17 protein-coding genes and 1 pseudogene are annotated in these 24165 nt (G+C 56.9%); 3 read left to right on the top strand and 15 right to left on the bottom strand.

Annotated elements, in window-relative coordinates; all coding sequences use genetic code 11:
* Window positions 1-15: 15 nt before the first annotated feature.
* Window positions 16-936 carry an ABC transporter permease gene (locus ACK2JC_RS22235; RefSeq protein ID WP_007714757.1) on the bottom strand — a complete coding sequence of 307 codons (921 nt, stop codon included), beginning with the start codon at window positions 934-936 and terminating at the stop codon, window positions 16-18.
* Window positions 937-1258: 322 nt separating this feature from the next.
* Window positions 1259-3226, bottom strand: a complete 1968-nt coding sequence (locus ACK2JC_RS22230; RefSeq protein ID WP_320938418.1) for a sigma 54-interacting transcriptional regulator — start codon at window positions 3224-3226, stop codon at window positions 1259-1261.
* A 357-nt stretch (window positions 3227-3583) separates the two neighbouring features.
* Between ACK2JC_RS22230 and ACK2JC_RS22225 the strand changes: the two genes are divergently transcribed.
* The 3 genes from ACK2JC_RS22225 to ACK2JC_RS22215 are packed head-to-tail and all read left to right on the top strand — an operon-like array spanning window position 3584 to window position 7093.
* Window positions 3584-4999, top strand: coding sequence for an SAF domain-containing protein (locus tag ACK2JC_RS22225; protein WP_320938417.1), 1416 nt, complete (start codon window positions 3584-3586; stop codon window positions 4997-4999).
* A gap of 16 nt (window positions 5000-5015) precedes the next feature.
* Window positions 5016-6458, top strand: a complete 1443-nt coding sequence (gene otnK / locus ACK2JC_RS22220; protein WP_368271255.1) for a 3-oxo-tetronate kinase — start codon at window positions 5016-5018, stop codon at window positions 6456-6458.
* A complete protein-coding gene (locus ACK2JC_RS22215) occupies window positions 6455-7093 on the top strand; it encodes a class II aldolase/adducin family protein (RefSeq protein WP_320938415.1) in 639 nt (212 codons plus the stop codon). The genes otnK and ACK2JC_RS22215 overlap by 4 nt, the downstream gene beginning before the upstream one ends.
* 119 nt (window positions 7094-7212) lie before the next feature.
* On the opposite strand, the gene ACK2JC_RS22210 is transcribed toward ACK2JC_RS22215, so the two are convergent.
* The 13 genes and pseudogenes from ACK2JC_RS22210 to ACK2JC_RS22150 form a co-directional block, all read right to left on the bottom strand.
* Window positions 7213-8241 (bottom strand): threonine aldolase family protein, encoded by a 1029-nt coding sequence (locus ACK2JC_RS22210; RefSeq protein WP_320938414.1) that lies wholly within the window; start codon window positions 8239-8241, stop codon window positions 7213-7215.
* Between the two features lie 74 nt (window positions 8242-8315).
* Window positions 8316-9032, bottom strand: a complete 717-nt coding sequence (locus ACK2JC_RS22205) for a FadR/GntR family transcriptional regulator (RefSeq protein WP_320938413.1) — start codon at window positions 9030-9032, stop codon at window positions 8316-8318.
* A 733-nt stretch (window positions 9033-9765) separates the two neighbouring features.
* A pseudogene (locus ACK2JC_RS22200) lies at window positions 9766-10725 on the bottom strand (alpha/beta hydrolase); the annotation flags it as partial.
* 35 nt (window positions 10726-10760) lie between these two features.
* Entirely contained in the window at window positions 10761-12608 is a 1848-nt protein-coding gene (locus tag ACK2JC_RS22195; protein WP_368271254.1) for a DUF6320 domain-containing protein, read from the bottom strand.
* Between the two features lie 152 nt (window positions 12609-12760).
* Window positions 12761-13795, bottom strand: a complete 1035-nt coding sequence (locus ACK2JC_RS22190; protein WP_092363467.1) for a YhcG family protein — start codon at window positions 13793-13795, stop codon at window positions 12761-12763.
* A 220-nt stretch (window positions 13796-14015) separates the two neighbouring features.
* A complete protein-coding gene (locus ACK2JC_RS22185; protein WP_320938411.1) occupies window positions 14016-14366 on the bottom strand; it encodes an inorganic pyrophosphatase in 351 nt (116 codons plus the stop codon).
* 75 nt (window positions 14367-14441) lie between these two features.
* A complete protein-coding gene (locus tag ACK2JC_RS22180; protein ID WP_092363473.1) occupies window positions 14442-15080 on the bottom strand; it encodes a phosphoribosyltransferase in 639 nt (212 codons plus the stop codon).
* Window positions 15081-15309: 229 nt separating this feature from the next.
* Window positions 15310-15972, bottom strand: a complete 663-nt coding sequence (locus ACK2JC_RS22175; RefSeq protein WP_092363476.1) for a trimeric intracellular cation channel family protein — start codon at window positions 15970-15972, stop codon at window positions 15310-15312.
* A 186-nt stretch (window positions 15973-16158) separates the two neighbouring features.
* Window positions 16159-17007, bottom strand: a complete 849-nt coding sequence (locus tag ACK2JC_RS22170) for a DUF692 family multinuclear iron-containing protein (protein WP_320938410.1) — start codon at window positions 17005-17007, stop codon at window positions 16159-16161.
* Window positions 17008-19002, bottom strand: a complete 1995-nt coding sequence (locus ACK2JC_RS22165) for an AlwI family type II restriction endonuclease (RefSeq protein ID WP_320938409.1) — start codon at window positions 19000-19002, stop codon at window positions 17008-17010.
* 38 nt (window positions 19003-19040) lie between these two features.
* Entirely contained in the window at window positions 19041-21176 is a 2136-nt protein-coding gene (locus ACK2JC_RS22160) for a Dam family site-specific DNA-(adenine-N6)-methyltransferase (RefSeq protein ID WP_368271253.1), read from the bottom strand.
* A 169-nt stretch (window positions 21177-21345) separates the two neighbouring features.
* Complete coding sequence (locus tag ACK2JC_RS22155) at window positions 21346-22119, bottom strand: hypothetical protein (RefSeq protein ID WP_118754736.1); 774 nt, start codon at window positions 22117-22119, stop codon at window positions 21346-21348.
* 52 nt (window positions 22120-22171) lie between these two features.
* Window positions 22172-24133, bottom strand: a complete 1962-nt coding sequence (locus ACK2JC_RS22150) for a YgiQ family radical SAM protein (protein WP_320938407.1) — start codon at window positions 24131-24133, stop codon at window positions 22172-22174.
* Window positions 24134-24165: the final 32 nt, after the last annotated feature.

Genomic DNA, 24165 nt, shown 5'->3' with positions numbered 1-24165 from the left:
AATCTCTCTCCCTCCCTACACATATTTGATCCGAGGGTTAATCAGCACGTACAGCACATCCACAAACAGGTTCACCGCCACAAAGGACACCGCGATCACCAAAATGGTCGTCTGCACCACCGGGAAATCCCTGGCCTTGATGGCCGTGATCACCAGCTCGCCAAGCCCCGGCCAGCCGTACACCTTCTCCGTGATCACCGAGCCGCCCAGCAGTGTGCCGAACTGGATGCCCGCCACCGTGACGATGGAGTTCATGGCATTTTTCAGCGCGTGGCTGAAAATAATCTTCCGGCTGTTAAAGCCCTGGGCCTTGGCCGTCAGGATGTAGTCCTGGCTCATGACCTCCAGCATACTGGACCGGGTCATGCGGGCGATGGTGGCAAGGCTTCTGGCCGACAGCGTCAAGGACGGCAGGATCATGCCCACAAAGCTGACCTCGGCGGTGATGGGAAGCCATTTCAGGATGACGCAGAAGATCAGCATCAGCATGAGCCCCAGGTAAAAGGGCGGAATAGACAGTCCCACCAGCGCCAGCACCATACTGACGCTGTCAAAAATCGAGTTCCGCTTGGTGGCGGAAATGAGCCCGATCCCGATGCCGAACACGATGGAGATCACAATGGCCGCCACCGCCAGCAGCATGGTATTTGGAAAACGGATGGCGATCTCCTGGGCCACCGGACGCCCGGTGCGGAAAGAGGTGCCGAAGTCGCCCCGGAGGGCTTTGCTTATGTAGCGGAAATACTGCTCGTACAGCGGCCTGTCAAATCCGTAGGCCACCCGGATCTTCTCCACATCCTGCTCCGTGGCCGTGTCCCCGGCCATGATCCGCGCCGGGTCCCCGGGCATCACATGCACCATCAGAAACACCAGAATCGAGACGACAATCAAAACCGGAATCAGCGTGCACAATCGTTTTAATATAAATTTTCTCATAAAACCATCCTTTCCCCTTTTTGACGGCGCGGCGGCGTATGCGGGCCGCGGTAGGCCGGGCTCGGCGTATGCGGGTCCCAGCAGGCCGTACTGGCCGGGCCGCCGTTTATAACCCTAAATAAAGCAATTTCAGTGCCAAAAATTCCGCGCCTTCCCCCGCGGCGCGGAAAATTCTTTTATTTGCTGGTATTTTTTTATATCTGACAAATTAATAACAAACTTTCTGCGGAATTTTTCTCATCCCGACCCCTGCTTTTGCCTTTTTTGTTGCAAAATGGCAACATTTTCTGCATCATTTCCTGCAACACTCCCCCGGTGCGCCTCAAATTCCATATTTCTGCCGCTTCCGCCAGAGGGTGGACCGGTCCATTCCCAGCAGCTTCGCCGTCCTGCTCTGGTTGCCCTGGCACTGCTTCAGGCCCCAGAGAATCAGCTCCCGCTCGCTGACGCCGGAGGGCTGCTCCTTCTTATATTCACGTTCCCAGGTTCCGGCGCTCTGCCCGTCGTCTCCCTCCGCTGGCGGTTCCTCGTCCTCCACGTCCCGGGGATAGAGAATCTGTTCCATGTCCGCCGCGGAGATTCTTCCGCCCCGGCAGAGAACCATAATGCGCTCCGTCACATTTTCCAGCTCCCGGATATTTCCCCGGAAGGGATAGCTTCGAAACATCGCAAGGGCCTCCGGTTCCATGGCGGGCGCGCCCGTCCGGTCCGCCCCGTAGGAGTCAAGCAGCCGCCCGAACAGCAGCCAGGCGTCCTGGCCCCGCTTGCGCAGCGGCGGGATCAGCAGACGCAGCACATCCAGCCGGTACATCAAATCCCTCCTGAAATCCCCCCGGCCCGTCAGCCGCGTCAGATTCTTGTTGGTGGCCGAGATAATCCGCACATTGACAGAGATCACCTTGTCGTCCCCAATGCGCCTCACCTCCCGCTCCTGGAGGGCGCGCAGCAGCTTGGTCTGGATGGCCAGTGAGATTTCCCCGATCTCGTCCAGAAACAGGGTTCCGCCGTGGGCCTGCTCGAACAGACCCATTTTCCCGCCCTTGGCCGTCCCCGTGAACGCCCCCTCCACGTAGCCGAACAGCTCGCTCTCCAGCAGATTCTCCGGCAGAGCCGCGCAGTTGATGGCCACAAAGGGGCCGTTCTTGCGCTGGCTGGCGTTGTGGATGCTCTGGGCGAACAGCTCCTTGCCGGTGCCCGTCTCCCCGAGAATCATCACGTTGGCCTCCGAGGCCGCGTAGCGGCGGGCCTGGGCGATGGTCTCCTCCATCACCGCGCTCTCATGGATAATGTCGTCGAAGGTATACCGGGCCCTCAGCCCCTTCTCCCCCATTTTCCGGCGGATTTTACCCTCCATCTCCTGTATCTTCGTGATATCGGACACGTTGACCACCACACCCGCCACCTTCCGGCCTACCACCACAGGGGTAAATTCTGCCGAAACCGTGATCCGGGTCTGGGGAAAGGTGTAAATTTTCCCGCTGACCTCCCGGCCGGTGGCCACCGCCTCCCGAAACGGCTCCGCGAAAAATGGAATCACCTCCTCCAGCTTCCGGTGCATCAGACTGTTGTTCCCCTCCATTTCCCGGATCACACGGTTGCGCACCTGGATGATTCCCCGGCTGTCCACATAGAGAATCCCCTCTTTCGAGGCGTAGATGATGGTTTTGTAGGTCTGGGACACCACCTGCTCCTTGCGGATCTGCTCCACAATCCGAACCGCCTCGCCCAGGGCCTGGCGGATCGTGTCCTCGCCGGTGCGGATCACCACCGAAGGCATCCCCTCCTGTTTTGCGTACAGGTTCACGGAATAGCCGCCGATCACCGCGTCGCAGCCCCCCTCCCTGGCCTGGCGGATCACCTGGGCCAGCTCCTCCGGGCGGGTGGTCATATAGGCTCTGGCCTGACAGCCGAAATGGCCGCACACCGCCTCCACCTCGTAGAGCGGCCCGTCCGGGCTGATCACCGCGATCTTTCCCGGATTGGTCAGCTCCTTGCACTCCATGATAGCCCGGACAATGTCGTAGCTGGAAATTTCCAGGCCGATCACCGGCACCTGATCCGCAAGCTGGCGGATCTTCTGGGCCGAATACCCCCTTGCGATCACCGCGTCGTAGGCGCTCACGTCCATTTTCTCCGGCATCTCCTCCACCGTCAGAACCCGGATATCCACCGCGATCCGGCTGCGCTCCGGGTGATTGCGGACCACAAACTCCGCCTTCTCCTTCAGCTCCGGGTACGGCACCACAAACAGCAGCCGCGTTTTCGCCGGCCTGCCCCCCTCCTGTTTCATACGGACACCTCCTGATATGTTGGTAAAATGTTGCAGATGTGTTGCATTATGGAAATCATACAACGGCAGTGCTCACCGCGTCAATGACCATATTTTCCCATATTTTTCATTTTTCCGTTTCCAAAAATGCCCCTCCCCGGTCTGACATCCCGGGAGGTTCCGCCACGCAGCGGCTGGACCCCAGCGCATTTCCGCTATGCGGCTGCCGCCGGCCGGAAATTCCCAGCTGCCCCGCGGAGGAGACGGGGACAGCCGCTCGAAGGCGGGAGAACGCGCCATCGTTCCGTCATTAAAATTTGGCACCAAACTTGCTTTAAAAAGAAGCAGCATCAAACATATCGATTGAGGAGGATCGCAATGATTTACAGTCATCTGTTTCAACCGTTTTTGGAAAAGGGCAGGGAGGTCCAGGCCGCGGTGATCGGCGCGGGGCATTTCGGCACCGCCGTTGTGACCCAGCAGAACCAGACGCCCATGCTGCGGGTCAGCGTGGTGGCGGACAAGGACCCCGAGCGGGCGAAAAGCGCGTTTGTGAAGGCGGATATCCCGGAGGAACATATCGTCTATTCCGCCGACGCGGCGGAGGCGGCGGCCCTGATCCGGGAAGGCCGGTACATTTATACCGACAATCCCATGATGATCATGGATATTCCGTGCATCGAGGTAGTCTGCGAGGGCACCGGCGTCCCTGAGGCGGGAGCCGTATTCTGTGTGGCCGCCCTGGAAAAGGGCAAGCACGTGGCAGCCATCAGCAAGGAAATGGACAGCGTGGTTGGCCCTATTCTGAAAAAAATGGCCCGGGAAAAGGGTCTGGTTTACTCCCCGGTGGACGGCGACCAGCCCGCGCTTTTGATGGCCATGGTGGAGTGGGCCAGATCGGTGGGCCTGACCGTAATCTCCGCGGGTAAGGCCAGGGACGGGGAATTTGTGCTGGACGAGGACAAGGGCGCCGTGTCCATTTCCGCCGACGGCATCACCGTGCACGAGGACTACGTGGCCTACGTTTCACCTGAGGACCTGAAGTATTTCCATAAAATCCCATCAGGAAAAGCCGTGGAATACCTGGAAGGCCGGGCCAAAGCCCTTGCCGGGCTTCCGGGGGCCGGAGCCTTCGATCTGTGCGAACTGACCATGATCGCCAACGCCACCGGGCTGAAACCGGCCTGTCCTGAGCTCACCGACGGCATTCTGCGCATCACGGAGCTGCCGGTGGCCTACTGCGCCCGGCGCAACGGAGGCATTTACCAGGATGAGGGGATCATCGACGTGCACACTAACCTGCGGCGCAGGGACGAGTCCGGCATGGGCGGCGGCGTTTACATGGTGGTGCGCTGCGACAACGCGTACTCCAATTACATTTTGACCACCAAGGGGCAGATTCCCAACGACGACTGCTCTGCGGCCGTCATCTACCGCCCCTACCATCTGTGCGGACTGGAGGTCTCCATCACCATCCTCTGCGCTGCGCTGCTGGGGACCGACACCGGCACACTGGAATATATTCCCCGGTTCGACCTGGTCAAAAAGGCGCTCTGCGACATCCCCGCCGGAGAGGTCCTGGGAAATGACCACGATCTGCGCCTGAAGGCCATGATAAAGCCCGCAAGCCCCAAAGCGCCGGACAATCCCATCCCCGCCCACATGATCACCGGCAACCGGGCGGCCCGGGATATCAAGGCCGGGGAGCTGATCACCTACGGCATGGTCGAGGACCGGTCCGACACCACCCTGTGGCGGCTGAGAGCGCGCCAGGACCGGGAATTCGGGTTATAGGGAAAGGGGGACGCTTATGGCAGTCTTGGGATGCATCGCCGACGATTTCACCGGCGCCAGCGACGCGGCCTCCTTTCTGGCCGCGGGCGGGATGGCGGTCCGGCTCTTTAACGGGATACCGGAGGGGAAGGCGGAGACAGACAGGATCAAAGAATGGCTGCGCAGCGGGACGCCTGCCGGGGACGATACCGGGGCGGCCCTGGTAGTTGCGCTGAAAACGCGGATCCAGCCGGCGGGGCAGGCGGTCCGCGACTCCCTGGCGGCCCTCAGATGGCTGCGGGACCAGGGCGCCGGTCAATTTTATGTGAAATACTGCTCCACCTTCGACTCCACCCCCGCGGGCAACATCGGCCCCATCGCGGACGCCGCCATGGAGTTTACCGGAAGCCCTTACACCCTCCTCTGCCCCTCTCTCCCGGTCAACGGGAGAACCGTGGCGGCGGGACATCTCTATGTGAACGGCGTCCCGCTGGATCAAAGCCCCATGAAGGACCATCCGTTAAACCCCATGTGGGATTCCTTCCTCCCCGCCCTGATGGAACCCCAGAGCCGCTGGGAATGCCTGCTGCTCGAAAGGGCCTGCCTGTCCTACTCCCGGGAAACCGTGGAGGCTGGGCTGATGAAAAAAGCCAGGAGTCTGGGCCTGGACCGCTTTTACGTGGTGCCTGACTATGGAAATACACAGGACGGCGAGCGGATCGCGGCGCTCTTCGGACACCTGCCTCTTTTGACGGGAGGGAGCGGATTGCTGGAGCCGTTGGCACGGAGATTGACGGGGGAAAGCAGGGCGCAGGAAACGCGAGAGGGGGAATATGAGACGGGGGAAGGTGGGGATTGTGGCCGGCAGAGCGGCGATTATACCCGGCAATCCGGCGACTGTGCCGTGCAGACCGGCGTTTTCACCTCCTCCCCCGCCCTTCTGCTGGCGGGGAGCTGTTCGCCGGCCACGCTGGCTCAGATCGCCTATTTTGAGAGCCGGGGCGGCATCGCAAAGAAACTGGAGCCCGCCCTGGTTCTGGACCATTCTCCCGAGGAGGCGGCTCAGTCGCTCTGGCATTTTCTGGAAAATCACCGCGGCCAGCCGGTCCTGATTTACAGCTCTGAGACCACGGAACAACTCCAGGCGACCAGAAAGCTGGCGGGAGGCAGGCCCCTCTCCCCACTTTTGGAGGAGACCGTGGCCCTGCTGGCCAGCAGGGCTGTAGAGCGGGGATGGCGACGGCTCATCGTGGCCGGGGGCGAGACCTCCGGGGCCGTCACCCGCAAACTGGGCCTGAACTCTTACGACATCGGAGCCAGCGTGGCGCCGGGCGTTCCTGTGCTGATCCCGCCGCAGTTCCCGGAGCTGCGGATCGTGCTCAAATCCGGGAATTTCGGCCGGAAAGACTTCTTCTTCCGCGCGCTGGAGATCACCGGGGATGACAAAATCTGCGAACCGCAGAGAGGAGATGTGACATGAATCAGAATCAATACCTGCCGGAGATTCCGGCGGATGACGATATAGAAACAATACTCTCGGAAGCCGTCTGGGTCGCCCACAGCCTGTTCCAGCGTGGCAAGACCTCCGGCTCCTCCGCCAATTTAAGCGTAATCCACAACGGCGTAATCTACATTTCCGCCAGCGGAACCTGCTTCGGAACCCTGACCACAAAAGATTTCGCCGCCGTTGCGCCCGACGGAACCGTTCTCCCCGGAAAAAAGCCCAGCAAGGAGCTGCCTCTGCACCGGATGCTCTACCAGTCGGACGCCGCCGTCCGGGCGGTCATCCACACCCACAGCACCTACAGCGTGCTCTGGAGCTGCACGGGGTATGCCGCCGCCCATCCATTTAACTGTATCCCGCCCATCACGCCCTACCTGGACATGAAGCTGGGACCTGTTGGCCTTGTTCCCTACGAAAAGCCCGGCTCCGAGGAACTCTTCGCCGCCTTCGGCAACGTCTTGGGCAAAAGCAGCGGCTTTCTGCTGAAGCAGCACGGACCGGTGGTGCCGGGGCGGGATGTGATGGATGCGTTCTTCCGGCTGGAAGAGCTGGAGGAGAGCGCCAGGATCGCCTGGGAGCTGAGAAATGAGGCGGATTTTCCATTCGCCTGATCCATATGGGACACAGCGATCCGTAAATCACCTGGCAATCGCCAGCGTCTCATTGCATTCAAAAAAATAGGGGGGACTCGAAATATTCAAGTCTCCCCTGTAACATTACTGCAGCCCTTTCACCCCAACGCCATCTCCAACGCCATCAAATCCTCCTCCGTCGTAGACCAGCTGGTCGCGAACCGCACAACCGTGTGCTTCTCATCAAGATTTTCCCAGAAACTGAACGCCACATCCCGCTTCAACCGCTCCATCCGCTCATTTTCCAGAATGACAAATTGCTGATTCGTCGGCGACTCAATATGGAACTTGTACCCTTTTCCTTCAAAAATCCCTTTCATCCGCTCCGCCATCTCGATGGCGTGGCTGCTGATTTTAAAATACAGATCATCCGTAAACAGCGCGTCAAACTGAATGCCCAGCAGCCGCCCCTTAGCCAGCAGCGCTCCCCGCTTTTTTACCGACGTCATAAAATGCCTCGGCTTATTGTTCTTGGTAAATACCACGGCCTCCCCGCACAGCGCGCCCACCTTGGTGCCGCCGATGTAAAACACATCGCAGATTCGCGCAATATCGCAGAGCGTCATATCGGATTCCCGGCTCATCAGCCCATATCCCAGGCGCGCGCCGTCCAGAAAAAGCGTCATGCCGTACTGATGGCAAATGTCCGCGATCGCTTCCAGCTCCTGTTTCGTATAAAGCGTGCCGTACTCCGTGGGATGGGACAAATAGACCATTCCCGGAAATACCATATGCTCGTGGTTGGCGTCGGCATAGAAATCCGCCACATACCCGGCCAGCACATCCGGCACAATCTTCCCATTCTGCTCCGGCAATTCCAAAACTTTATTCCCGGTGTACTCGATGGCCCCGGCCTCATGGACGCTCACATGCCCCGTTTTTGCGGCGATCACGCCCTCGCAGTCCCTCAACATCGTGGAGATAATCACTGCGTTCGCCTGAGTTCCGCCCACCAGAAATTCCACGTCGGCATTTTCGCACCGGCACGCGGCCCTGATCTTTTCCCGGGCTCTCTCACAGTATTTGTCCGTCCCGTAGCCGGACAGACATTCAAGGTTTGTCTCCGCCAGACGTTTCATGATCTGCGGATGCGCTCCCGCTATGTAGTCGCTTTCAAAAGAAACCATATCCAAACTCCTTTTTCTCTAAAACAGGCCCGCCGCCGCGGTATTTACCGCCTGCGCAGCCGGACCTGTCCCGTCTATTTTCCGCTCTGTTCCCGCTCCATGCTGATGGCATTTTCAATATTCCGCCGGTTGTACTCTAAATGGCGGCGCATGGCCTCTGCGGCGGCATGGCCGTCCCGGGCGCGGACCGCGTCCAGCACCTGCTGATGCGTCTCGATGGTCTGCTCCACCAGCTCCCGTCTGGTAATATCAATAAAATACGGAATCGCCTGGTTGATAATTGGGATCAGGGTGTAAATCACACTGTTCCTGGTGCACCGCGCCAGCATGGTGTGAAACTCCACGTCGCATTTCATGTGGTTTTCTCCCCGGCGGATCATGGATTTCACCTGATCGCAGGCTTCCTGCATCTGATCCATCTCCTGCTCCGTAGCCTTCTGTGCGGCAATGGCCGCGATGTCCGGCTCAATCATCAGCCTGATCTCGCACAGGTCCAGGCCCAGCTTCAGCTTGTCCGGCACGAACCGGAATCCAAGCGGGTCGTCCGCCACCCCGGTATGTTCCTTCACAAAGGTGCCGTTTCCCCGGCGCACCTCCAATATGTTCTGGCTGACCAGGGACTTGATGGCTTCCCGGACCGTGCTTCTTCCCACGTTCAGCCGCTGCGCCAGATCATACTCTCCCGGCAGCTTGTCCCCCGGCTGAAAGGTTCCATCCACAATCATGGAAATCACCTGGTCCGCCGCCCGCTCTGGAAGGGTCTTATCCTCTGCATTTAACGCTGTAAACATCTCTGACGTCTTCCCTTCTTGAAAATTGTAACAGCCGGGACAGCCATCATTTTATCTGCTGTCCGAACTGTTACGAAAAACTGCATAATACACACATTTTAGCACAACATAATCAGTTGGGCAAATGGTTTTAGGCCCTTGTCGCCCTCATTGCGCTCATCGCGCACGCCGACCTCGTCTTCGGGCCGCCCACGGCCTTCTTCCCGCCATTCCCGGCCGTCTTCCCGCCGCCCACGGCCTTCTCTCCGCCGCTCCCGGCCGTCTTCCCGCCTCCTACGGCCTTCTTCCCACCGTTCCCGGCCTTCTCTCCGCCGTTCCCGGCAGTCTTCCCGCCGCCCACAGCCTTATTCCCGCCGTTCCCGGCCTTCTCTCCGCCGCTCCCGGCCTTCTTCCCGCCGCCCACGGCCTTCTTCCCACCGTTCCCAGCCTTATTCCCACTGTTCCCGGCCCTCTTCCCGCCGCTCCCGGCTGTCTCTCCGCCATTCCCGAACGTCTTCCCGCCGCCCACGGCCATCTCTCCGCCGCTCCCGACCTTCTTCCCGCCGCCCACAGCCTTATTCCCACCGTTCCCGGCCTTCTTCCCGCCGCTCCCGGCCATCTCTCCGCCGCTCCCAACCTTCTTCCCCCCGCGCGTGTGAACCGGCCCGCCCTCTGTCTTTCCCGCACCGGCCCGCGCGTCTCCTTCCGCCTCCATATCGGCCCACAACCGTTGAAAAAATCCCCGCAGGCCCGACCGCGGCTTGACCTTCCGCACCACCACCCCGTCCGGCTTCACCCGGATATGGTAAATGATCTGCAAAAAACGTCCCGCCTCTGCCCACGCTTCCCGGCTCTCCGGGAACAGGTCCATGCTCATCTGGAACACATGGAACATCCCCTCATAGACGGAAATCCGCCTGCGGACCCCGGCCTTCCCGGCTTTCTCCGCCGCCGTCAGGGAATCGCTCAACAGCATTTCCAGGCTTCCCACCTGGAACAGCATAGGCGGCAGCCCCCTGAAATTTCCAAAAACAGGGGACAAATAGGGATTCTTCGGGTCCTCCTCCCCAATATAGGGGGAATCGTAGAGCATGCTCTCCCGTGTATTTCCGAACAGTGGGTCCAGCTCATAGTTGCTGTCGTAGCTCTCCCCGCCGCAGGTAAGGTCCGCCCAGGGGGACATGAGAATCATCCCGCCCGGAAGCGGCAGCCGGTGATCCCTCAGGTACATGACCAGCGCCAGCGCCAGCCCACCCCCGGCGGAATCCCCTGCAAATACCACCATATCCGGCCGGTATTTTTTCTCCCGCACCAGCCAGAGATACGCGGCCAACGCATCCTCCAGGGCCGCGGGGTGGGGATGCTCCGGAGCCACCCGGTAGTCCACCGTCAGCACGTCCCCGCCATAGCTCAGCTTGGAATAGCGCACCGCAAATTTCCGGTAAATGTTCTTCATAGGACCGATATAGCCGCCCCCGTGAATCTGCAAAATCACCCGGCCCGTCACCACTCCCTCGGGCCGCAGATACTCCATGAGAAAATCATCTTTCTCGATAATCTCGTACTGATATCCCGCCGGGCACACCCAGGCCGGCTCCACGGGATTTTTGCGGAACTCCCCGGTCTTGATGGGCCGCCCGAAGGTGGTTTCCGTCACATCCTGAATCATATCGCGGATCAGTGCTCCCCGCACGCTAACGCTCTTGTCTCGCATCGTACCTCCATCTTGTTGAAATTGTCTGTCTCACCTCACAGGTGAAATCTCCTGATCAGCTCATTTTTCACACGCCGGTCCCCCAAAAGCACCGTCATGGTCAGAATCAGCACGGACAGAATGACCGTGATAATCGCCATCACCGGCTGGGTGATAAATCCCGCTGCCCACAGGGCGATGGGAATAAATGAAAACAGCGTGATCGCAATCTGATACATAAAATAACTCTGCCAGTTCATCCGGTTCACCAGGATCAAAAACACGATGGCGATATCCGCGAACAGGATAATACTTGGAATCCCATAATTCACCGACCACCCCTGATACCCCAGCACGTGGTCCGTCACCAGCAGCAGCGCCGCCATGCCCAACGTCTCGATCACCAGGGATTTCCCCAGGTTGGCGTGGCGCAGAATGGAATAGCGCATGGTCAGACCCGCGTAGGCCATGCCGAAAATGGCGATCACCGACCACCAGAGCCCGGAGTAGGTGGCCAAGTTGACCACCCCCACAATCACAGCCGCCGCGGCCAGCACCGCGTAAAATATCCAAACCAGTTTTTTCCATTTACTGATATCATATCCGATTTCGGGGTAGTTCTTCTGATCCGCCTCCGGCATGGCGATCCCGTTGCTCTCGAACTGCGCCTTCACGCCGTCCGCCTCCAGCTTTCCGAAAAACCGTTTCTGAAGCCGGGCGTCCGCGAACACGGTGGTGAAGGAGATCACCATGTCCTCGCCGTAGGAACAGATCCCGCACTTCACCGGTTGCTGCTTGGACACGCCGATGATCAGGTGGAATCCCTCCACCTCGTCCCGATATTCCTCGTCCACGGATATGGGACCGATATTGGATAAGGTAATGGTATGCGCCCGGTCGTTCCGCCGGAAAATGAACCCCAGCGCCGCCCATTTCACACACAGCGGGATAATCCGCACATACCACTTTTTCTCATTGGAAACGTTGTAGGAGATGGTCTCCTCCAGCTTCTCCTTCACGATCTTCTCGTCCATCTGCCCGCTCACCAGCTCTAAAATCCGCTCAAAGGGCATGTGGGCCTCGTCGGGCTTAAAATCGATGGCCGTCACCGCGAAGAAATTGGACATGGTCCGGGATCCGAAAAAGGCCCGCAGATTGATGGGCAGGTTCACCCCGATGTGCCGGCCGCAGGGCTGGCCGTCCAGATATTCCTCATAAATGGACCAGATCAGGCAGGCAGCCAGGTATTTGGTGATGCTGACGCCGTACCGTTTGCAGACCGCTTTCAGCTCCGGCACCTTTACCTTGCCGTGAATCACATTTTCCGCGCCCAACTCCAGCTCCTCCCCGCTGAGCTGTACCGCCTGCGCAGAACTGTAGCGCTTCTTGGGAAGCTTGCGGTAATTCTTCAGATAGCTGTCCTCCGGCTCGACGGCATTTTCCTCCGGCGTCGGCTCCATCTCCCGCTCGTCTCCCCGTTTTAATTGCAGATACCGGGTGACCAGCGCCCGGATGAAGAGCACCGCCCCCATGCCGTCGGTGACCGCGTGGAACACCTCAAAATGAATCCGGCGCTTGTAGTAGGACACCCGGAACAGAAACAGCTGATTGCTCTTGGGGTCGATATAGCGGCAGGGATAACCGCTCTCCCGCTCGATGAGCGGCGTGCGCTTATTTGACTCGAAATAATACCAGAAAAAGCCCCGCTTGAGCTTGACCTGAAAGCCCTCAAAATGAGGCAGCACGTCCTCTAAGGCCCGCTGCAGCAGCTCCGGCCGCACCTCCTCCTTCAGGATCGCGGTGATGCGGAACACATTGCTCAGGTTTTCATTTGCAATCAACGGGAAGATTTTTCCGGTGTTATCCAGTCTGCGCCACCACTTCCCCTGTGGATTTTTCTTCATGCTTTTACTTCTCCCAGCTTCTTCTATGTTTTATCATCCTGCGATGTGGCTTTGGGTATGCGTTGTGAGTGGTAGGTATATTTTCCTTTTGGGATGGATTGAGATAAAGCTTAACATGTCCCTATTATAAACACATATTTTATCTTTCGCCTTTACCCTTGCTCTAATAATCTTTGTAAGTCCGTTTTGCTCGGCAATATTGTTTCATACTTGCTTGCAAAAATCTGATTATTGTTCATAGGAAGCGTCATTTCAACAATAGACTGCTTTTTATCCTTACATAAAATAATACCAATTGTCGGATTTTCTTCCGGCATCTTAACCTTCCGATCATAATAATTAACATACATCTGCATCTGGCCGATATCCTGGTGCTTCAATTCACCAATTTTTAAATCAAATAAAACAAAACATCGAAGTAGTCGATTGAAAAAGACTAAATCAACTCTAAAGTGCTCCTCTTCAAATGTAAATCGTACCTGCCTTCCAACAAATGTAAATCCTGTCCCCAATTCCAGCAAAAACTTTTGCAAGTTACTTATAATTCTACTTTCCAGTTCGGTTTCCGAATAAGCCGGCATCTCTGGTAAACCCAAAAACTCCAATACATATGGATCTTTTATTAAATCCTGGGGTGACTCAACCACCTGCCCTTCAGAGGCCAACCGTGCAACTGCCCTTTTATCTTTGCTCAACACTAATCGTTCATATAAAGAGCTGTTGAACTGTCTTTTCAACTCTGATAAACTCCAATCATTTTTTACCGCTTCGATCTCATAGAAGTGGCGCTCGTCAATATTGGTAATTCTCATCAGCTGAAGATAATGCGACCAACTTAGGAAAAACTTACGGCCTGTATCAACGGTTGGAATATTTTCAAATTGGTCAGACAGCGTCTGACCAATTTGATCCTTTGAATAAATCATATAAAATTGACGCATTTGCTTTAAATTGGTAACTGAAAATCCCTTGCCAAATCTTTCAACCAGATGCAGGGATAGTTCTTTCAATACATATTTACCATAGTCTGCACGATCATTGCCTTTTTGTTCTTCTTCCGTAATCATACGCCCAATATTATAATAGGTATAAACCATAGACAAATTAACCGCTGTTTTAACATTTTTTCGTGCGTCATCAAGAAGATTACATACCTGCTGCAAGAAATTAGTGCTCAAATTTTCCATGCGCGGCCTCCTGCCTAATAAATTTATATTTAATAGTATATCATACCGACGCTAAAAATAAAATTAATTCATCCACTTTCTTGACATACATAATCGACATCGATGACGTTACAACCAAAATTGCCTCCGGCGAGCAGCCCGTTTTCGATAGCGTGGAGGCTCTGTTCGAAAAATTGGAGGCGGATTGATGACTTATGAATTTGCATTTACTGTTTTCGCTTTACCCCCTCCTCACCAACACCCCCTTCATAAACTCCGTCCCATTATGCGTCTCAAAGACAATCTCCTCTTCCTCTTTCGTACACCCAATCAAAATCTTGATCTCCGAATCCCGTTTCAGCATATCCACAATACACATCACCCCGCCGACCCGTTTCCCCTCGTCCGTCCCCACCCAGACGTCGATTCCGCCGCCGTCCATGGACGAGGTATTTTTCAGATAACCGTAATCCACCTTATAAATGAAATCCGGGAACTTTGGGTGGGCCGTTCCCTTCGGCCGGTCAATCACAATCTCCGATTCCTCCACAAGCCGGTCGAGCGCCGCCCAGAATCCTTCATTTCTATCCATTTCCTGCCTCCGTCGCATTTTTATCCAAAAACAGCGGCGCTCCAGGCGCCGCCGCAAAATCCCTTAATGTCTCATCTAAAGTTTCGAATACCCATAACTGTTCACCAACGCATCCAGCTTAATCCCCTTCTGACAGAACGGGCAGTCGCGGTAGTCGTGGGCCTGGTAATCCGGCAGGTCCCGCATGCCGAAAATGCTGTTGATGTGAATGCCGTCCGTCTCCTCAATGGCAGAGAAAATGGTGGAGATACCGGCCAGAATCCCGCCATAATAGCGGATGCACTCGATGCCCTTGGCGATGGTCTTGCCCGTGGTGATGGAAGCCATCAAAAGGATCACGTTCTTGCCCGTGACCATGGGCTGGGTGTTCTCGCGGAACACCATCTGGCTGTTGCTGTTGTACTCAGGCGCGATCACATAAATGGTCTGGTGAGCATTCTTTGACATCACGCCCGCGTTGGTCAGCGCCTCGGCCAGATACGCGCCGATGATCTGGGTGCCGTCCAGGCAGACGATGGTGTCCACCACCGTGTCGTACATGTACATGCCGGCCAGGGCCTCCGCCGCCTGGCGGGCCTCGCTCATCCTGGCCTTTAAGGTGGTCACGTCAAGATAGTAGTTGATGTGGGAGTGGTTGGTGGCAAAATGTCCCGGCGTAATCTTCAGTGGCACGTGGTTGTTCGTGGATGTGATTTTAAATGTCCGGCTATCCATAAAATACCCCCTGTCCGCAGCCGTTTTCCCTCGAAAAACGCGCCGCTTTTCTTTTATTATACTACGGAACAGGGCCAACACACAAGAAATTTCATTGCGGAGCAATCATTTTCATACCACTTTTATACGGCGCTCTGGACGGCCTGGAAAGACGCCAGCAGCGCGCCGGAGCGTTCCACCCGGAAATACGCCTGCCGCGCGCCGCAGCGTTCCACCCAGAAATCCCCCCTCACACCACTTCTTTTTTCTTCTTCGTCGCCTTCGGCAGATTCCAGCAATACCGCGTGGCCAGCAGCCGGATCACCACCACCAGGCAGGCGCTGACCACCACCGCGAAGTCGCCCCCAGCGAACTCCAGCAGGTAAGTGTACACAATGGCCCCGATAATCGAAGCGCAGGCATAAAAATGCTTCCGCAGAATATAAGGCGTCTGCCCCGCCATAATGTCCCGCAATACTCCCCCGCCCACGCCGGTGAGCACGCCCAGAAATACCGCCAGGAACCGGTAATCCCCGTATCCCGCCATCACCGCCGTGTTGATCCCCGTCACCGTAAATGCGCCCAGGCCCACGGCATCGAAAATGTTCATGACCCGCTCATACATCTCGATGGACCGGCTCTCCAGGATCATCTGGTTCAGCCGCACCACGGTAAACAGGACGAGCACGGTCAGAAAGCCCGCGATCACATAGACCGGATTCATAAACAGCGCCGGGGGTACATTTCCCAGGATAATGTCCCGCAGCATACCGCCGCCCACCGCCGTGGTCACGCCCAGCACCACCACGCCCAGCAAGTCCAGCTCCTTCTTAATCGCCACCATAGCCCCCGAGGAGGCGAACGCCACCGTTCCGATCATTTCTATGATAAAAAATATGGATATATTCTGCATTCCGACTCATTTCCCCTTATTTCATTTTTGACCCAAAGAGGATACTAGCCGAAAAACGGAGGCCTGTCAAGCCTCCGTTCTCAAAAATATGCCGTTTTATGTCTGTTTTATGTCCATTTCGTGTCGCTGCGCACAGTTTCATGCTGTTTTATGCCATTTCATGCATTTTCATACCGCCCGATCAACTTACCGCCCAATCAACTTCCGCAGCCGCCTCACCTGCTCCTCAATCTCCTCCATCGCCCGCTCATTGCACACCCCGGGCTTCATCAGCGGAATCCCCGCCCCCAGCCGGTCGTCCCCCCGGCCGTACTCCAGCGTCACAATCCGCGGCTTCGTCCTGGACAGCACCTCCTCCAGCAGCTCGTACCCCTCCTCGTGAATCTTTGTGTGGGCCATCATCCCCCGCTCCGTATGCATCCAGCCGTTGATATGAATCTCATACAGCCGTTCTAGCGGCAGGCGGCCGATATATTCCCGCACGTCCATCCCCCTGGCCAAGGCCGCCCCGTAAGCGTGACTGATATCCAGCAGATACTCCGCATCCTCCACCACCTCCCGTATAAAATCCGGGTCCACGCAGCAGTCGCTGTAGGTCATATCCGAATACGGATTACCATCCACATTTTCCAGGGACAAAAACTCCAGCTCCCCCAGGGCTTCCCGCAGATACCGGATATGATCCACTATGATGCGCTTCCGCTCCCCGACCGGCAGCGCTGTATCCCCGCCGCACAGGTGCAGGGACACCCCGCGGATGCCCGACAGCTCCAGAATCCGCCCGGTAAACGCTGGGTCAAACCGCTCCTTAAAATCCGCCCGGCCGATGTCGTTGTCCCGCTGTCCCAGCCCGTGGAGCAGCAAAGGCCCCAGCTCCCGCACCCGCGCTGCCATTTCGCCGTATTCCACAAGCGCAGGATCGTCAAACGCCTTCATCTGAAAGCCCAGAGACGGGTATTTGAAACAGTCCACCGCGATCCTGCCCTCTCTGGCCAGCCGCTCCGTCTCCTCATAATAATTGCACGCCAACAGCATTTATCTGCAACCTCCCCCGCGCCTGCAGGCCCCGGCGATCCGCCGTTCAAACCACTCCCTGGGCTCTTCCACCGCCCGGTGGGCCTGCTCCAGCAGCTGGTAGACCTGGTCATATTCCACCTCCGCCTCCAGCAGATCCGCGATCTGCTCCGTGTAGAGCGGAAGAATCTTCAGTCCCTTCACCTTATGATTCCCGTCCGGGCTGTAGTACACCATATCCCGCCGCAGCCGGAAATCGGAGATCACATTATAGTTCACATTGGTGGAGGTGAACACGCAGTAAGCCTCCTCATCCCTGTGGGCCAGCCGGTAATCCCCCAGATGGCGGGAAACCGGCTCCATCTCCATGCGCCGCTGTCCACTGCCGTCGGACAGCGTGGCCTCGATCAACAGAGTGTGGGCCGGATAATGATCCGTAGCCCCGTATTTCCACACGATATCCGCCTCGCCGCCCCCCGCGTGGGTTCTCGGCAGCAGGTCCGCCTCCAGGGACAGGTTCATATACTCCAGTACGTCCCCCTTACAGCCGCTGATCCGGTACCAGGCGATGGCCGTGATATACTCGTAAATGGTGGGGATATCCGCGTTGTCCGTGACCAGCCGGTGAATCTCCCCGTCCTGGCGCAGCCGGAACATCTCGAACAGCCGTGAAAGCACCTCTTTTGTGAACCGTGCCTCCACCATGCGGTCGAACCGGGCGTAGCGCCTGGCCTTTAACACCTGCTTGGCCGCGGCGCTGTCCGTCACCGCCACGCCCACCTCCCGGCTCAGGCGGGCGTATAGGCGGGCAGGCTCCACCGCCAGGCAGGGCGCGATGGCCTCCAGGGGCACGTCCTCCTCCAGCTGCGCACACCGCTGGAAGGCCAGGTCCGTCAGCTCCTCCCCCGCCTCGGCGAAAAAGCATTTGGGCAGCACGTCCAGGCACACCTTTCCGTCCTCGAAGATCACCACGTCCGTGACCTTAAAATACCGCCGGTTCAGGTCAAAATAGTCCGACAGCGTAGCCTTGGCCTTGATCAAGTGCATGGCCCGGAAAAATTCCCGCTTAAACGCTGCCTCGTCCGCCACCCGCAGAAGGGGAATATCGTTCATCACGTCCAGCCGCCTGTTCTTCGCCGAAGCCTCGGTGCTGACCTTAAACAATAGCTTGCGCCATGCCCCTCCCACCTTGGAATTGGTCAATTTTGAGGTGGCGGCCAGAAGGCGCACCGGCGCGCTCCCGTCCCGGTCGAACACGATCCGCTCCAGCTCCCGGTAAATGGCGTAGTAGGGCTTGTCGTAGACCTTGCTCTTGCGGTTGATCCCCACCGTGCAGATCAGATCCTCGGTCACCGGCTCCGCCAGCAGCAGCTCCAGGGCCGCCCGGTAATTCTCCTTCTTCATCAGCACGGACAGTATAATGTCGTCCACACCCTGATTCCCCTCCCGGCAGCGCCGTATCTCCGCAGCCACCCGCTCCGTGGTCTCCCGGTCCACGCACAGGGGCAGCAGATAGGTGAACTCCTCGTAAGTCAGGTAGGACAGGCGGGACGCCAGGGAGAGGAACACCACAAAGGGGCGGACGATGCTCCCGTCCACATCATTTGCGGTCTTTAACAGCTGTTTCAGGAAAATGTAACTGTCCTTGGGAATCTCCAGCAGGTTGTCCGGCGTAAAATCCCCCTTTTTGGAAATGGCCAGCAGCGCCCTTCCGGCCGGCGTGACGTTGCGCTCCTCGTCCATCAGACCGATGTCCTTGAGGCCGGAGGTCTTCTGCCTGGCGTCCTTGTCCGGCCTGGGCGCGTCGCCCTTCACAAAGCCGTCGGCCTTCAGGTAATTGTAGTAGGCGGCCTGGAAATCGCTGTTGCTGGTCCAGGAAATCCCCCGGTTCTCCGGCAGTTCCCGAAACCGGCTCATCATCTCCAGCTGCCGCTCAATATTCAGGTTGAACTTGTCCGTCCGGTAGCTTGTGGTGCCAACGGCGAAGCAGTAGCCTTTAAAGGGTATTTTTGCCATATCAGCCTCCGTAACCGGCTAAGGCCCGTTTGCGGCCATTAACCATAATTGACCACCAGAACCTCCCTGGTGGCGCTTCCCTTGTCCTTGATGTGGTAGTTGGAGTTGGAATAGCTGAAATCCAGCGGAATCATCCGGTAATGCCCCGGGTGCTGCTCCACCCAGTCCGCCAGAATATCGTTCCTGCGCCCCCTGCTCTCCACCACGTTGGACAGGGCGAACCGCATGCAGCAGCCGTCCACCCGGTCCAGATAGGCCAGAAGATCCCGCTCGTCCTGCTCCGTCCACCCGTTCTGCTCATTGTAGGTGGCGCAGGTGATCAGGTAAGGCGGGTCCACATAGAAAAATGTATCCGCCGGAAATTCCTCCGGCCTTATCTCCCGGAAATCCCGGCTGGTAAACCGGTAGTCCCCGCTTTTCAGCCGGCCCATAAATGCGGACAGCTTCTTCTGCATCCGCGGGTTAAAGTCCCGCTTGCCCACCGGCAGGTTGAACTCGCCCTTTCGGTTGAACCGTATCTGGTTGTTAAAGGAATACACGATCAGCACGTAGAGCATGAGATAATACAGATCGTCCCGCTCCTTCCGCTCATTAAACGCCTTCCGCAGCTCCAAAAAAGGCTGCCGGTTATAATCCCCCAGCCCGTCCGAGGAGCTGCCGCAGCGGTAGTGGGCGTAGCCCTTCTCCCAGGACCGGGACAATCCGAAGCGGTCGATGATCCGGCTGATCTCCCCGAACACCGTCTCCTTATCCATCCGCCCGAATACCTCGAACAGGCGGATCAGATGCTCGTTGGTGTCGTTGAACAGCACCCGGCTGGCCCCCACGTTTAAGCCCACGTTGCAGCCGCCGCAGAACAGGTCCACCACCTGCCCCGCGTCCCTCGGAAACAACGGCAGAATCTGGGGCAGCAGCTTGAACTTCCCTCCTGTGTAGTTCAGGGGCGACGGAATCACCTCCCGCTCCTCCTCGCACACGCACAGAAACAGCCGCTCCTCGTTCTCCTTGATATCCGACTTGCCCGTGGTAAATGCCTTGTAGCTCTCCGAGTACACGCTGACCCGCCCCTTCTGCCCCAGAATCCGCAAAATGTCCTCGTCGCTCATCTTGGCGTTGGACCGCTCGTCCCCCTTCTCCGCCATGTTGTTGTATGACAGCAAAATGAACCTGGCCTTAGTATTGCGGATCAGGTCCTCAAAAGCGTCCGCCGCCCTGGTGGTGCAGTAGTCGCTCTTAAGCGCGCTGCGGTCCATCTTCCTGGCCACGCCGTGGACGTCTGGCTTCTCCCAGCGGGCAACATTTTCCAGCAAATGGTAAGCGTCGCAGTATTGGCGGGAGTTGTAGGGCGGGTCGATGTAGACCAGGTCCGCCTCGATCTTCTTCATCAGCTCGTTGGTGTCCTCGTTGTAGCAGACGTTGTTGGCGTTCAACGTCCCCTCGGGCACGGGCAGCGCCAGCTCCAGATGCCGGTCGAACACAGCCCCCTTGCGGTAGGCGTCGTAGTGGCCGCAGGTCTTGGCGATCTTGTCCATGGCATAGAGAAGGGAGGTAATGAGCAGCGCCCGCTCCCGCTCATTGATCTCCCCTTTTTTGTACAGGTTCTCGATATTTTCTCGTATGTAGCCGATCCTGGCGCAGTCCTCTCTGGAAAAATAGGTGTCCGCGAAGTTCTCCGTCATGTAGTTCTCCTCGTCCACCCGGAGGCTGTTGTAGTCCAGAATCAGGTCCACCAGCTTCTCCTCCGAGTAAGGCTGGCTGTCGAACCAGGCCTTGTGACAGATATAGTTGCTGTACATGATATCGTTGGTGATCAGCTTCTTGTCGGTGAAGGCGGAGGCCACGGCCCCGGTGCCCGCGAAAATGTCGGCCACTGTGCTGATCCCGGGACAGTGCTCCTGTACCACCCTGCGGATAAAATCCAGCAGCTTGTACTTGTTCCCCAGATAGCGCCGGTTGTTGATGCGGATGGTCTTGTAGGACTCCTCCTTCTTCTCTTTGGCCGGGACCTTGCGCTCCGCAAGCACCCGCCGGATCGCCTCCAAAACCTCCCGGTTCCACACCGGCCGGCCGTTCTCATCCACCTCCACGGTGAAGGCGTGATTGTTCTTCAGATAATACAGATAGGATCTGGAAATGTCCAATTCCCTGGCGATCTGAGTTGCCGTCATCTCCATCTTTTTCATTCTCCTCATGCAACTAAATTTCCGTCCATATTGGACATTATACCTTAGAAGAGGCGGTAAAACAAGGAGATTTTTCAGGTTTTTCCAAACATTTGTTCTGAAAAACGGATGCTTTTGGCGACAGTGGGGTTATCGCCTGAGCATCCGAAAAATTTTACATTTACAGGAACCGTCTTCTCTCATAAACTTCTCCCATATAGTTCTCAACCAATGGGATCACTTGTTCCAAACTTGCGAATCCGTCAAATTCAACTCCCCGGCGGCCAAAATAACCTCTGAGCGTGCTCACCAGCTTTCCATTTCTGTACGACAGTAATAACGTGTGATCGACGGTGGCCGTTCCATCTAGTTCCAACGCAAATTCATATATTTTTTGAGAACAAAATTGGGCATCGGCAACAAGCTGCTCTTTAGGTTTTGGATTTTTTCTGATTTGAGACGTAAGCGAATGCGCCGTGATTCTTTCAGCAGGATCCTCCGGCAACGGCAGGAAGGGATGCCCATCCATAAGTTTTTTGCCAAACAAGGAGGATTCTGATTTTTCAAACCAAAATCCACGGGCGATTACTTCTATAAACTGATCATGAAATGAAAACAAATAATGCTTAAAATCAGTCAGCATTTCATTCACATCTCCGCCGAATTCATAGGATTTCCCATAGTAACGATTCTCATAATCAAAACGTTCCTGCTGCCATTTCGAATTCTCCACCTGATAGACCCAGGTTCCTCTGTCTCCCAAAGAATAGTCAACTTTATAGGGCATTACCTCTCCACGGCAAATCTTAACGGAATCCAAATTTTCAAACGTAATCCGTCCATATTGATCATCGTCGGTCACAAAATAGATTCCCGTATTGTCACCGTAGAAAAAATCAGGGCTTAGAACTGAATCGGCAATTACCGGAATACGGATCTGCTTTACTGTCTCCATAATTGTTACACTCCCCCTGCGAATTCGGTTTCCGTTATCGTCTAACACGAACCTAACCTTTTTTTACCTTCTTATGCACATTGCGGATGGTCTTTTTGCCCTTTCCGGTCCGACTTTGGCTGTCTTTCCCACCGGAGGCTCCACGACGTCCGGGAACGCCGGAGACTCCGCCCTCCCCCTGCTCCTTTTTCGGATAATACCCCCGTCCGCCATCTCCGCTTCTGGGCCTTATCAGACATTTCTTATCATAGCCGATCAAGTCCGTGTGGCCGGCCTTTTTCAATGCCTCCACCACCAGATCGTAATTGTTGGGGTTCCGGTACTGGATCAGGGCGCGCTGCATGGCCTTCTCGTGGGGATTGACCGGCACGTAGACCGGCTCCATGGTTCTGGGGTCGTACCCGGTATAGTACATACAGGTGGATATGGTAGATGGCGTTGGGTAGAAATCCTGCACCTGTTCCGGCATATACCCCAGGTCCCGCAGATACTCCGCCAGCTCCACCGCCTCGGTCAGCGTGGAGCCCGGGTGGGAGCTCATCAGATAGGGCACCAGGTACTGCTTTAAGCCCAGCCGCCCGTTCATTTCCTTATACTCCTTCACAAACTGCCGGTACACGCTGTTGGCGGGCTTGCCCATGCGGGTCAGCACCGCATCCGCCACGTGCTCGGGCGCCACCTTCAGCTGGCCGCTGACATGGTGCTCGCAGAGCTCCCGCAGGAATTTGCGGTTCTTATCCGCCAAAAGGTAGTCGAAACGGATGCCGGAGCGGATAAACACCTTCTTCACCTTGGGCAGGGAGCGCAGCTTGCGCAGCAGCTCGATATAATCCGTGTGGTCCGCGTTCAGATTGGCGCAGGGCTTTGGGAACAGGCACTGGCGGTTGGGACAGGCCCCCTTGGTCATCTGCTTCTCACAGGCCGGGAACCGGAAATTGGCCGTTGGGCCGCCCACGTCGTGGATATATCCCTTGAAATCCGGCTCCTCGGTCAGAAGCTTCGCCTCCTCCACCAGGGACTCGTGGCTTCTGGCCTGGATGATGCGGCCCTGGTGGAAGGTCAGGGCGCAGAAGCTGCACGCCCCGAAACAGCCCCGGTTGCTGATCAGGCTGAATTTCACCTCCCGGATGGCCGGGATTCCGCCCAGCTCCTCGTAACTGGGGTGGTAATTGCGCATGTAGGGAAGGCTGTAGACCTCGTCCATTTCCATCTGGCTAAGAGGCTTGGCAGGCGGGTTCTGCACTACATACACGCCGTTGTCGTAGGGCTCCACCAGCCGTTTCCCTGTAAACGGGTCGGTGTTGCAGTGCTGCACGTAAAAGCTTTTGGCGTACTCTTTCTTGTCCTCTGTCAGCTGGGCGTAGGACGGCAGCAATTTGTAGTCGTAAACGCTTTCTAAATCCTTTGTCTTGTATACCGTCCCTTCAATAAAGGTGATGTCCTTCACGTCCAGGCCGCTTTCCAACGCCTCCGCGATCTCCACGATGGACCGCTCGCCCATGCCGTAGGAGATTAAATCCGCCTGAGAGTCCAGAAGAATGGACCGCTTCAGCTTGTTGGACCAGTAGTCGTAGTGGGCCAGGCGGCGCAGGCTGGCCTCGATGCCGCCGATGATGATGGGCGATTTTTTGTACACTGAACGGATCAGGTTACAGTACACCACCGTGGCGTAGTCCGGGCGTTTTCCCATCTCTCCCCCCGGCGTGTAGGCGTCCTGGGAGCGGCGTTTCTTGGACACGGAATAATGGTTCACCATGGAATCCATATTGCCGGCCGACACCAGAAAGCCAAGCCGCGGCTCTCCCAGCAGCGTGATGCTCTCCTTGTCCCGCCAGTCCGGCTGGGCGATGATGCCCACCTTGTAGCCGTGGGCTTCCAGAATCCGGCTGATGATGGCGTGGCCGAAAGACGGGTGGTCCACATAAGCGTCGCCCGTCACATAGACAAAATCGCATTGTTTCCAGCCCCGGATATTCATATCCGCCCGGCTGATGGGTAAGTAATCGTGTATCATGCAGTTCTCCGTTCTGATTCTATTATGATTCC

The sequence above is a fragment of the Enterocloster lavalensis genome (assembly GCF_046603895.1).
Lineage (GTDB): Bacteria > Bacillota > Clostridia > Lachnospirales > Lachnospiraceae > Enterocloster > Enterocloster lavalensis.
Note: the sequence above shows the minus strand (reverse complement) of the source record. Positions and strands in the feature narration are given on the sequence as shown.